The following is an 11,471-nucleotide window of genomic DNA, read 5'->3' on the forward strand; positions in this document are numbered from 1 at the left end:
CTGTCGGCCGACTCGGCGTAGAGCTGGTCGAGCTGATCGCGGACGATCCGCACGAAGTCCGGGCCGCTGGTGGCTTTGCCGAGGAAAAGCGTGTTGTCGTTGAGTTCCACCGAGTAGGGGACGCTGAACAGGCCGGGTACCGACAGGGGATAAGGCTGGTCGTCGTTGGTCCAGTCGAGGACGTAGCCGAGGCCGAGTTCGGCCAGCAGCGAGGGGGTTCGGAAGGACTCGGTGAGCGCGGGCCCCATCCAGCCGCGTGGCCTGCGGCCGGTCGCGCGCTCGATGGTCGCGACCACGTCGGCGAGATACCCGCGCTCCTCGTCCGCGGGCAGGTCCGCCTGGAAGACGGAGTTGTTCTTCCCGTGCGCGAGCCACGCCCAGTTCCGGCGCACCCCCGCCGCCACGATCTGCGGGTTGTGTTCGACGACATCGGAATTGAGCAGCGCGCTGGCGCGGATGCCGTGCCGGTCGAGCGCGTCGATGACCCGCCAGATGCCGACGCGCGGCCCGTAGTCGCGCCAGCCGTAGTTCAGTGGGTCGGGCGCGAGCCCGGCGGTGCCGGGAAAGATGCTCGTGGACGGGCGGTCCACCCGGTAGTGCTCGATGTTCAGCCCGACATAGAACGCGACCCGGGCGCCGCCGGGCCACCGCAGCGGCGGGCGGTCGACGATCGGGCTGTAGTCGAAGAGTTCGTTGTCCATGCCCCCATGCTCGAACTTGACACTAATGTGAGGATCAACCGCGAACAGGAGTGACGTCGAGCACAGTGCGCTGCCGAGCCGATACACCGCCGACATTGCACGAACCTCATCGGGTACGCCGACCGGTATCGTGCAGCGAACGTAACAACCGATTTCGTACGCACATGGGTAACTCACCGGGTACGCCCAGAACAGGAGTGGCGCCGAACGCAGCGCGGGTCTCACGTCTCCCCACCCGCACGGCCTGACGGCCCGGAGAGGCGGAAAAGCGCCCAACGCAGGACTCGAGCGCGGGTCCGGCGCCACCCAACCAGTACGGCCGAAAATCCCGGAGAGGTGGGCGAGCATGCGAGTGGACGGGCGGGAGATCCCGGTCACGGGCAGCCTGCTACAGCCACTGATCCGGCGCACCAGCGACATCGTCCGGGTCGTCCTCGCAACGCTGTGGGTGGGGGTCGTGATCGCGGCCTCGCTGATCACCCGCCCGGAGTGGCTGGACTTGGAGCGCTCGGTCTCCGAGATCGTCCGTTTTCTCAATCCGGACCAGTCGAACCTGGTGTACCTGGTCTACGGCATGGCGATTCTCGCGCTGCCGTTCGCGATCCTGATCGAGCTGATCATCGGCAGGCAGTGGAAACTTCTGGCCGGCTACGCCGCGGCAGGGGCCGTCGCCGGGCTGCTGCTGTCCATCACCGGCACTGGGCTGTCCGCGCCGAATTGGCATCTGCAGGTGCCGGATCGGCTGGACACCTTCCTGTCCCAGTTCCTGGACGACCCGCGCTGGATCGCGATGATCGCCGCGATGCTCACCGTCGCCAGCCCGTGGCTGCCCATCCGCCCGCGCCGCTGGCTGTGGTTCCTGCTGCTCGCGTTCGCTCCGATGCACCTCGTGGTCAGCACCGTGGTGCCCGCGCGAGCGATGTTCGGCCTTGCGGTCGGGTGGCTGGTCGGCGCGGTGATCGTGCTCGTGGTGGGCACGCCCGCGCTGGAGGTCCCCCTCGACGCCGCCGTCCGGGTGCTCGCGCGACGCGGTCACACGGTCACCGGTTTCACCGTGGTACATCCGGCGGGCCGGGGGCCGCTGGTGCTCGCCGCCGCCACCGAAGGGCCGGAACGCGAACTGGTGGTCGAGTTGTTCGGCAAGAACCAGCGCAGTTTCGGCGCGCTGCGGCAGCTGTGGCGCTGGCTCACGTTCCGCTCCAGTGAAACCGCGGCTATGCACGGTTCCATGCACCGCGCGGTCGAGCATCGTGCGCTGATGACGATCGCCGTCGGCGACCTCGGGCTCGCCAGCTGCGCCCCCGTCGCGGTCGCCGCGCTGTCGCGTGGCTGGATGTTGTACGCGCACACCCAGCCCTGCGGTACGGCGATCACCGAACAGTCCGTCGATGTGCTGCCGGGGGTGTGGCGAGCACTCGACACCTTGCAGCAGAAGCAGGTCTCGCACGGCGACCTGCGGCCGGCAGACATCCGCGTCGCGGACGGCGCGACGCTGTTCGGCGGCTTCGGCAACGCCGAGTACGGAGCATCCGAGGCGCAGCTGCAGTCCGACATCGCCCAGTTGCTCGTGACAACCACCGCGACTTTCGGCAAGGAGCCCGCGGTGCGGGCGGCGATCGAAACCCTCGGCTCAGCGCGGGTGCTGGCCGCGGCGAGCCGATTGACCAAGTCGGCCATACCGGCCGGGATCCGCAAAGCGGCCCCGGAATGGAAGTCCGCGCTGTCCGACGCCCGCGACGAGGTGCGCAAGCAGACCGGTCAGGATCGGATCGAGGCCGAGCAGATCACCCGGTTCTCCCGCAACCAGATCATTCAGCTGGTCCTGCTGATCGCGCTGGTGTACGTCGCGTATCCGTTCATCAGCGCCGTGCCGACCTTCTTCACCCAGTTGCGAACGGCGAACTGGTGGTGGGCGCTGCTCGGGCTCGCGGTCTCCGCACTGACCTATGTGGGCGCGGCGGCGGCGCTGTGGGCCTGCGCGTCCGGTGCGGTCAGCTTCCGCAACCTGGTGATCATGCAGATCGCGAACACCTTCGCCGCGACGACGACGCCCGCGCGGGTGGGTGGGCTCGCGTTGAGCGTGCGCTTCCTGCAGAAGGGCGGGGTAGGCGCGGTGCGCGCCACGGCCGCGGTGGCGCTGCAACAGGCCGTGCAGGTGATCACCCACGTCAGCCTGCTGCTCGCGTTCAGCATCATGGCGGGCACCTCGACGGACCTGTCGCACTTCGTCCCCGATGCCACGGTGCTGTATCTGATCGCCGGTGTCGGCGTCGGCATCGTCGGCACGTTCATGTTCGTACCGAAACTGCGCCGCTGGCTGAACAACGCGGTCCGGCCGCAGCTGCAGGAAGTTCTCGGCGAGCTCGCCGCCCTCGCTCGCGACCCCAAGCGGTCCGCGGTGATCGTCCTCGGTTGCGCGGCGATCACCCTCGGTCTCGCCGGCGCGCTGTGGGCCAGCGTGGAGGCGTTCGGCGGCGGCACCACCTTCATCACCGTCACCATCGTCACCATGATCGGCGGCACCCTGGCCTCGGCCGCGCCGACCCCGGGCGGTGTCGGCGCGGTCGAGGCCGCGCTGATCGGCGGTCTGGCCGCCTTCGGCCTGCCCGCGAACATCGCCGTGCCCTCGGTGCTGCTCTACCGGGTGCTGACCTGCTGGCTCCCGGTGTTCTGCGGGTGGGCCACCATGCGCTGGATGGCGAAGAAGGATCTCATCTAGACGACCAGGGTCTTCATGGCTTGGTCGCCATGAGGACACCGGTCGCGGGACGCACCGTGACGAATTCGACGGCTTCGAATCCGGTCGCGCACAGCAAGTCTCGATACCGTCGGATATCGATGGCCGCCAGGGGATCGTCGTGATCGTGCGCGGTGTCGCGGGTGCGGTGGGCCGCGAACCGCGCCATGACGCGCACGGTGGCGGAGAGCAACGGGTCGGTCGGATGCGTGTCGGCGAGCAACAGCCGACCGCCCGGGCGCAGCACCCGGAACATCTGCGCGACGGCATCGCCGCGATGTGCCGCGGGAATGTGATGCATCGCGAAGGTCGAGGTCACCAGATCGACGGAGGCGTCGGGCAGGGGAAGCGCTTGCGCCGTCCCGAGTTCGAATCGGCAGTTCGCCAGGTCGCGGGAGCGTGCGTTCGCGTAGTCGATCATCTGTGGCGACGGGTCGACTCCGGTGACCCGGCCGACCCGGCGAGCCAGCACACGAGCGAGGTCGCCCGGACCACAACCTATATCGACGACGTCGGCGCCGGGCGCCGGACCGGCCAAGCCGGCGAGCCGGTCGTTCAGACGGCCTCCGCGGCCGAGCAGGAAGGCGGACTTGAACGCGCGGTAGCGGCGCGGCTGGGTGAGCAGCACGCCGACTTCGGTGTGCGCATTGGTGGCAGACTGGGGTTCGTTTCCGGACATGAGTTCAGGATCGGCCGGTATCGCACCGCCGACCAGGGGCAATGCCACGGAATTCGTCCGGAACCGGACGCATACGAGACATTTGTCCGGGAGGTACCGTGCCGGGAGAACAGGACACCGCCGACAGCGCCGATCGCCGGGTCCGGCGTACCAGAGCCCTGCTGCACCGGGCGCTGATCGAGCTCATGGTCGAACGCGCCTACGACCGGATCACCGTCCGCGACATCCTGGCTCGCGCGGACGTCGGACGGTCGACGTTCTACGCGCACTATCGGGACAAAGACGACTTGCTGTTGCGCAGCAGCACCGATTACCTGCGCGCGGCCATGGCCGCGGCGGAGACCGATGCCGACGCCCCCGAATTGCTCGCGCCGGTGCGCACGCTGTTCCAGCTGGCCGCCGATCACCCCGACATCTACCGGGCGTTGCTGGGACGCAAGAGCGGCACCGTGCTGCTGCGCACCACACGGGTGATGGTCGCGCAGATCCTCGCCGAGCGGTTGCGCGACCGACTGGCGATGCCGGAGGACGAGTTCGCCACCACCGTGACGTTCCTGTCCTGGGGTGTCGTCGGCCTGCTCGGTGCCATCGCGGAGGGGCACCCACCGCTCTCGGCGGAGGAGGCGTACCGCCGCGTGATCCGCCTGGTCGGCCACGGGTTGACCGAGTCGGCTTTCGGCCCTCACTGATGCGTGCACCCAGAGGTCCCGGCCGGGAGTTCTGTTCAGCTGCTGATCGAACTCAACGCCCGTGCGGCGCTCACACTGCCCGCCGTGACGAGTTCGAGGTTGGCCAGCGCGGCTTCGTGCGCTTGCGGCGTGGCGGCGGCAACGCAGTCGACCACGGGATGCACCGTGAACCCGAGGTCGGTGCCGTGCCGGGCGGTCTGCTCGACGGTGAGGTTGGTCGCGACGCCCGTGACGAAGAGCGTCTCGATGCCCTGATCCGCCAGCCACTCCGGCAGTTTGCCGCCCGCGAGGCCGGAGAGCTTCTGGTTGTCGAAGACTTCCGTCGGCTGCGCCGACATCTCCGAAATGATCGCGGTGCCGGGCGAATCAGGCCGGAACTCGGTCTGCGCCGCGCCCACCGAGCGCATGAATCCGGTGTTGCGCACCAGCTCACCCTCGCCGACCGGAATGGTGAACCGGGTGAAGATCACCGGCAGCTGCGTGGCGAGCGCCGCGGCGTGAAAGTCCGCCGCCCGCGCCACCACGCCGCTCGCCGCCACGGGCGCGGCCAGCATGGGGCCGAAAAAGCCCTCGGGCCGAATGACATTCACCTGCCAGTGCAGCGCCAGCACGGCGGCGCGGATGCGTCGGATCGCCATGCGACGACCTTACGCATCCGCGCCCGCGCGCATCGTCCGATTCACGTGAAACGAACGCACCCGACATTCAGGACGAATACTCCTTGCGCAATTGCACTTTCACTACCTTGCCGCTGGCGTTGCGGGGCAGCTCGGGCACCAAGATCAGATCCTTGGGGTGCTTGTAGCGCGCCAGGTTCTCGTTGAGGAACGGTTCCAGCTCGGCGAGGGTCAGCTCATCGTCCGGATTGTGCAGGGCGACCACCGCGACCGGCACTTCGCCCCACTTCTCGTGCGTGCGGCCCAGCACCGCCGCCTCCCGGATCTTCGGGTGCGCGAACAGGACGTTCTCCACTTCGGCGCAGTAGATGTTCTCGCCGCCGGAGATGATCATGTCCTTCTTGCGGTCGACCACGTAGACGAATCCCTCTTCGTCCTGGCGGACCAGGTCGCCGGAGTGGAACCAGCCGCCCGCGAACGCCTCGGCGGTGGCCTCCGGCTTGTTCCAGTAGCCCTGCATGAGCGTCGGCCCGCGGTAGACGATCTCACCCACCTCGCCGGGGGCGACGTCGATCATCTCGTCGTCGACGATGCGCGCCTGGATGGTCGGGATGGGCTTGCCGACCGAGCCGATCTTGCGGATCGCGTCCTTGCCCTCCAGCACACAGGTGATCGGCGACATCTCCGTCTGCCCGAACACCGCTACGTTGAACGCGTTCGGGAAGGACTCGGCCATCGCGCGCAGCACCGTGTCCGAGGCGGGCGCGGCGCCCCAGCTGAGCACCTCCAGCGCGAGCTTGCGGTCCTTCACGGTCGGGTGGTCGCAGACCAGCTGCCACTGCGCGGGCACGCAGAAGGCGGTGGTGGCCTGCTCGAGCTCCAGCGCGTCCAAGAACTCACCCGCGTCGAAGGCGCCGAGCGGGTGCAGCACCGTCTTCGAACCGAGCAGGAAAGCCGGTGCGAGACTGCCGAGTCCGGCGATGTGGAACAGCGGCGAGGTGCACAGCCCGATCGACTCCGGGTGCAGCGCCAGCGCCCGGATGCAGGTCAGCGCCTGGGCGTTCATGTTCGCGTAGGTGAGCACCGCGCCTTTCGGGCTGCCCGTGGTGCCCGAGGTATACATGATGAGGCTGGGGGTGTCCTCGGGGATGTCCAGCGGGAGGTGCGGGTCACCCGGTTCGGCGAGCAGGTCGTCGAAGCCGACCACGCCGTCGCCGGAGGCGCCGCCGATCACGACGCAGGTCTCCAGGGCGGGCGCCTGGGTCTGCACCGCGGTGGCCAGCGGTTGCAGCACGGTGTCGGTGACGACCGCCTTGGCTCCGCTGTCGCTGACGATGTAGGCGACCTCCGGCGGCGTGAGCCGGAAGTTGACCGGGACCGCGATCGCGCCGAGCGCGTTGATGCCGAACACGGCTTCGAGGTATTCCGGGTAGTTCAGCGCCAGGATCAGCACCCGGTCGCCGAACCCGACGCCCCGGCGCGCCAATCCGTCGGCGAACTTCAGCGACCGCTCGTGCAACTGCCGCCAGGTGGTGTCCACGCCGCGGAACCGCACCGCGACCGCGTCCGGGCGCATCTGCGCGTGCACGGCGATCTGGTTGTTCCAGTGGTTGCGCCGTGACCTGATCGGCTCGTCGAGTGCTACTGCCCCGGTGGTCATTGCCACGAACTCCTCTCGGACCGCCATCGGCCCGCCGGGATGTCCGACGGCGGCGACGGGCTGAATCGCGTGCAGAATAGCAACTAACTTAAACGCCCGGCAAGAGATTGCGGGATGAATCGTGGTTAATCAGCCCGGCTCGGCACTTCCGGTCGGCAATCGGCCTTCTAGCAGGAAATTTAGGCTCAGGGGCAGACGTTGTGGAGCGGAAACGGCACCGGGGAAGATTATCGAACATGCGAACCTCGGCTCACTTATGAGTTGAATACGAGGCGACCCTCATGTCACCATCGACCCAACGGGCGAACCGGCACGCCCGCGCGAGGTATTAGGAGAAGCGCATGCTGCGGACCAGGTTCACCGAGAAGTTCGGCGTGGAACACCCGATCGTGCAGGGCGGCATGATGTGGGTCGGGCGGGCCGAACTCGTCGCGGCCGTCGCCAACGCGGGCGGGCTCGGCTTCATCACGGCCCTGACCCAGCCGACCCCGGACGACCTGCGCCGCGAGATCGAGCGCACCAGGGAGCTGACCGACAAGCCGTTCGGCGTGAACGTCACCATCCTGCCGTCGATCAACCCGCCGCCGTACGCGGAATACGTGCAGGCGATCATCGACAGCGGCGTCAAGATCGTCGAGACGGCCGGCAGCAACCCGGAGCCGTTCCTGCCGTACTACAAGGACGCGGGCATCAAAGTGCTGCACAAGTGCACCAGCGTGCGGCACGCGCTGAAGGCCGAGCGGATCGGCGTGGACGGCGTGAGCATCGACGGCTTCGAGTGCGCGGGTCATCCCGGTGAGGACGACGTCCCCGGCCTCGTGCTCATCCCGGCCGCCGCCCGTGAGCTGAGCATCCCGATGATCGCCTCCGGTGGCATCGCGGACGCCCGCGGCCTGGTCGCCGCGCTCGCCCTCGGCGCGGACGGCGTCAACATGGGCACCCGCTTCCTGTGCACCCAGGAGTCCTCGATCGATCAGAAGGTCAAGGAGAAGATCGTCGCGAATTCCGAGCGCGACACCCAGCTGATCTTCCGCACCATGCGCAACACGGCGCGGGTCGCGGACAACGAGATCAGCCGCAAGGTCGTCGAGATCGAGAAGGCCGGCGGCACCTTCGACGACGTGCGGGATCTGGTCGCGGGAGCGCGCGGCCGCCGGGTGTTCGAGGAGGGCGATCTGGACGCGGGCATCTGGTCGGTCGGCCTGTGCCAGGGCTTGATCCACGACATCCCGACCTGCGCGGAGCTGATCGGCCGGATGGTCACCGAAGCCGAGCAGCTGATCACGGCCCGGCTGGCCGAAACCGTGGTGGTCGGCTGACCGGAGTCACCTGGCCGCGCGGGCGGTGACGGCCGCGTAGTCGTGGCTCGCGACGAGTTCGATGCCGTCGGGCAGGGCGTGCAGGCGGTGGATCGTGGTGAAGGCGGCGTCCCGGTCGGCGTCGAACAGCTTGCCCGGCATCGGCGCCTTCTCCCGCAGCAGATCGACCTGCAACTTGCTCCAGACGGCGTCGCCCGCGAACAGCACGCGACTGCCGTCGTCCACCGCGAGCAGCACGCCGATACTGCCGGGTGTATGACCCGCGAGATCGACCAGCAGCACCGAACCGTCGCCGAACAGGTCCTTGCTGCGCGGAAAGGTCAGTACCGGCGGTCCGTCCAGCTCGAAGCGGTCGAAGCCGCGGCCCCGCAGCGGGCCGCGCGCCACACCGGCCGGTGCGTGCGGACCGCCCATCGCCCAGTCGTATTCGACTCCGGGCAGACGGATCTCCACCGAGGCGGGCAACTCCAGCAGGCCCGAGACGTGATCCCAGTGCAGGTGCGTGGGTATCACGAAATCGATGTCCTCGCCCTCGATGTCGTGCGCGGCGAGTGCGTCGGACAGACCGAGCACCGGTTTGTCCGGCGCGACGAGCAACGGCACCGGGAACGGCAGTTCGGGCAGCACGCGCTCGTGCACGCCCGCGCACAGGGCCGGATCGATCAGGAAACGCGCCTTCGGATGCTCGACCAGGAACGCCGCCATCGACAGCCGCATGTGTTTCAGGCTGCGCACGCCCTCGGCCACGATGGTGGTCGGCGCGGACATGGTGGCCTGCGTCAGCACGGTCAACCGGACCGCGGCGCTCGCCGCGGGCGGCGGCAGCACTTCCAGGTTCGCCAGCAATGCGGTGTCGGGGCGGCGCGGCCGCAGCAACCGGCCCGGCGTGGCAGCCAGCGCGGCGCAGCAGCGCAGCAAGGTGGGCAGAGTCGGCGTGCGCTCGGCGCGGGTTGCGGCACCGCTGTCCGGTTCGGTCACGATGCCACGGTATGTGATCGCCGCCGGTTCGCGAAAGAGCCGGACAGGCAGCGGAAACGCGACCTTGCTAGGAGCGATTTCTCCGGCATAATCGCGTGGGTACCGTTCTTCAGTGTGGGGTAACAGCAGCCGGGAGACGGGGAGGGAGGACGCGATGCGGCCCAGTCTTCCGGACGGGCACAGCGGTGCGCAGGAGGACGAGGGTTCGCTCGGTTACGGCCGGCGCACCGCGCTCACCTGTGCCGCTGTTCTGGCTGTCGCGGATCTACTAGGCGTCGACGCCGCCGCGGTGTCGACCAGCTCGCCCTTTACCGATCTCGGCCTCAGTTCCACTCAGCTTGCGAGGCTGACCGCCCAACTCGAGGATGCCATGGGAGTCGAGGTTCCGCTGACCGCGATCTACGACCATCCGGACATCGAACAGCTTGTCGAGTATCTCGCGATGCGATGAGCAGCGCGCCTACAGATTCCGTCGGCTCGCATCCCCCCGTCTCCATCATCGGCATCGGATGCCGACTGCCCGGAGCGGCGAGCGTCGCCGAGTTCTGGCAGCTGCTGGTCGAGGGCAGGGACGCGACGTCCACCCCGCCCACCGGGCGGCTGGGCTCCCGGCGCGGCGGGTATATCGACGACGTCGAGTCCTTCGACAACGACTGGTTCGCCATCTCCGATCGCGAGGCCGCGGTCATGGATCCACAGCAGCGGCTCGCGCTGGAAGTCGCGGTCGAGGCGCTCGACGACGCCGGAATCGGTTATCGCGCACGCGGTTGCGGCGCCGCGGTTGTGTTCGGCGCGTCGGGATACGACCACGGCATAGCGGTGCTCGGTCGCGCGGGCCACGACGCTCCTTACGCGGTGACCGGGTCCGCGCTCAGCATCATCGCCAACCGGTTGTCGTACGTGCTCGATCTGCACGGGCCGAGCCTGGTGCTCGACAGTGCCTGCTCGTCCTCGCTGGCCGCGGTGGACCTCGCGGTTCGGCTGCTCGCCGACGGCACGGTCCCGTTCGTCATCGTGGGCGGTGTCAATCTCGTGTTGCTGGAGCACACCTCGGACTACTTGGCCGAGGGCGGTTTCCTCTCACCCGGCGGACGGTCTACGCCGTTCGACGTCACCGCGGACGGCTACACCCGCGGCGACGGCTGCGCCGTGGTGATCCTGCAGCGCAGCGCGGACGCGGTGCGCGAGGGCAACCGGGTGTACGCGGAGATCGTCGGAACCGCCGTCGGGTCCGACGGGCGCTCGAACGGCTTGTACGCGCCGAACGGCCGCGCACAGCAGGAGACGCTGCGCAACGCGTGGTCGCGGGCCGGATACGCGCCGAGCAGCGCGGGCTACATCGAATGCCACGGCACCGGAACGCCGCTGGGCGACGCGGTGGAAGTCGGCGCGCTCGCCGCCGCCCTCGGTGACGGTGCGGGCGATCCGGTCTGGATCGGCTCGGTGAAGTCCAACATCGGACATCTCGAGGCCGCGGCCGGAGTCACCGGGATGGTGAAGACCGCGTTGTCCATCCACCACGGGGTGATCGCTCCGACAATCAACGTCCACACCGAGCACCCGCTGCTGCACTTGGCCGAACGTGGGCTGCGCGTGCCGACCGAGCCGGTGGACTGGAGCCCGGTGCCCGCGCCGCGGCGGGTGGCGGGCGTCAGCTCCTTCGGGTTCGGCGGCACGATCGCGCACATCGTGCTGCGCGGCGTCACGCCGGCCCGGTCCGAGCGTGGCGAACACTTCCCGGTGCTGCTGCCGCTCACCGCGCGCGACGACGAGGAGCTGCGCGAGCGCGCACTGCGGCTGGCCGACGCGGTGGACGAGGCGCGGCCGTCGTCGCATGCGCTGGTTTCGGCGGCAGCCCGGTTGCTGCCAGAACCGGCCCGTGCGGCGGTCCTCGCGCACGACCACGGCGACGCGGTGCACCGGCTGCGCGCCCTCGGCCGCGGCGATGCCGAGGCGGCGCTCGGCCCCGTGGCGCACCGCCGCCGCGGCGGTCTGTTGTTCCTGTTCTCCGGGCAGGGTGGCCAGCATCCGAAGATGGGCCGCGCGCTGGCGGCGCGATATCCGGTGTTCGCCGCCGCGCTCGCCGAGACG

Annotated in this window: 10 protein-coding genes; 5 read left to right on the plus strand and 5 right to left on the minus strand. The window is 69.0% G+C overall.

What is annotated here, in order from left to right:
• A partial coding sequence (locus ON19_RS30310; protein ID WP_043700437.1) for a polysaccharide deacetylase family protein occupies positions 1 to 701 on the minus strand: 701 nt, incomplete at its 3' end.
• Between the two features lie 346 nt (positions 702 to 1,047).
• Here ON19_RS30310 and ON19_RS30315 point away from each other — a divergent pair.
• A complete protein-coding gene (locus ON19_RS30315; protein WP_043700439.1) occupies positions 1,048 to 3,420 on the plus strand; it encodes a lysylphosphatidylglycerol synthase transmembrane domain-containing protein in 2,373 nt (790 codons plus the stop codon).
• Between the two features lie 13 nt (positions 3,421 to 3,433).
• Here the strand turns inward: ON19_RS30315 and ON19_RS30320 are convergent, their stop codons facing one another.
• Complete coding sequence (locus ON19_RS30320; protein WP_043700448.1) at positions 3,434 to 4,117, minus strand: class I SAM-dependent methyltransferase; 684 nt, start codon at positions 4,115 to 4,117, stop codon at positions 3,434 to 3,436.
• A 98-nt stretch (positions 4,118 to 4,215) separates the two neighbouring features.
• On the opposite strand from ON19_RS30320, the gene ON19_RS30325 reads away from it, so the two are divergent.
• The gene (locus ON19_RS30325) at positions 4,216 to 4,806 is read left to right on the plus strand and encodes a TetR/AcrR family transcriptional regulator (RefSeq protein ID WP_051169441.1); all 591 of its coding nucleotides are present in this window, start codon (positions 4,216 to 4,218) and stop codon (positions 4,804 to 4,806) included.
• Positions 4,807 to 4,841: 35 nt separating this feature from the next.
• On the opposite strand, the gene ON19_RS30330 is transcribed toward ON19_RS30325, so the two are convergent.
• Entirely contained in the window at positions 4,842 to 5,444 is a 603-nt protein-coding gene (locus ON19_RS30330; protein ID WP_043700441.1) for a cysteine hydrolase family protein, read from the minus strand.
• A 67-nt stretch (positions 5,445 to 5,511) separates the two neighbouring features.
• On the minus strand, positions 5,512 to 7,083 hold the full coding sequence (gene fadD5, locus ON19_RS30335; RefSeq protein ID WP_043700445.1) for a fatty-acid--CoA ligase FadD5: 1,572 nt from the start codon (positions 7,081 to 7,083) through the stop codon (positions 5,512 to 5,514).
• Between the two features lie 341 nt (positions 7,084 to 7,424).
• Here fadD5 and ON19_RS30340 point away from each other — a divergent pair, with 341 nt between their 5' ends.
• On the plus strand, positions 7,425 to 8,402 hold the full coding sequence (locus ON19_RS30340; RefSeq protein ID WP_174377747.1) for an NAD(P)H-dependent flavin oxidoreductase: 978 nt from the start codon (positions 7,425 to 7,427) through the stop codon (positions 8,400 to 8,402).
• 6 nt (positions 8,403 to 8,408) lie between these two features.
• Here ON19_RS30340 and ON19_RS30345 read toward each other — a convergent pair whose 3' ends face one another.
• Positions 8,409 to 9,380, minus strand: a complete 972-nt coding sequence (locus tag ON19_RS30345) for an MBL fold metallo-hydrolase (protein ID WP_227954527.1) — start codon at positions 9,378 to 9,380, stop codon at positions 8,409 to 8,411.
• A gap of 154 nt (positions 9,381 to 9,534) precedes the next feature.
• Here ON19_RS30345 and ON19_RS30350 point away from each other — a divergent pair, with 154 nt between their 5' ends.
• Positions 9,535 to 9,831 carry an acyl carrier protein gene (locus ON19_RS30350; protein ID WP_051169442.1) on the plus strand — a complete coding sequence of 99 codons (297 nt, stop codon included), beginning with the start codon at positions 9,535 to 9,537 and terminating at the stop codon, positions 9,829 to 9,831.
• On the plus strand, positions 9,828 to 11,471 hold a 1,644-nt coding region (locus tag ON19_RS30355; RefSeq protein WP_280925717.1), incomplete at its 3' end, for a beta-ketoacyl synthase N-terminal-like domain-containing protein. The genes ON19_RS30350 and ON19_RS30355, both read left to right, overlap by 4 nt.

Source organism: Nocardia abscessus NBRC 100374 (assembly GCF_000308455.1).
GTDB classification, from domain to species: Bacteria; Actinomycetota; Actinomycetes; order Mycobacteriales; family Mycobacteriaceae; genus Nocardia; species Nocardia abscessus.

What these genes read in the sequence shown, in the direction of transcription:
- ON19_RS30315 (WP_043700439.1), top strand. Translation starts at nt 1,048, where the DNA reads ATGCGAGTGGACGGGCGGGAGATCCCGGTCACGGGCAGCCTGCTACAG.
- ON19_RS30320 (WP_043700448.1), bottom strand. Translation starts at nt 4,117, where the DNA reads ATGTCCGGAAACGAACCCCAGTCTGCCACCAATGCGCACACCGAAGTC.
- ON19_RS30330 (WP_043700441.1), bottom strand. Translation starts at nt 5,444, where the DNA reads ATGGCGATCCGACGCATCCGCGCCGCCGTGCTGGCGCTGCACTGGCAG.
- fadD5 (WP_043700445.1), bottom strand. Translation starts at nt 7,083, where the DNA reads ATGACCACCGGGGCAGTAGCACTCGACGAGCCGATCAGGTCACGGCGC.
- ON19_RS30340 (WP_174377747.1), top strand. Translation starts at nt 7,425, where the DNA reads ATGCTGCGGACCAGGTTCACCGAGAAGTTCGGCGTGGAACACCCGATC.
- ON19_RS30350 (WP_051169442.1), top strand. Translation starts at nt 9,535, where the DNA reads ATGCGGCCCAGTCTTCCGGACGGGCACAGCGGTGCGCAGGAGGACGAG.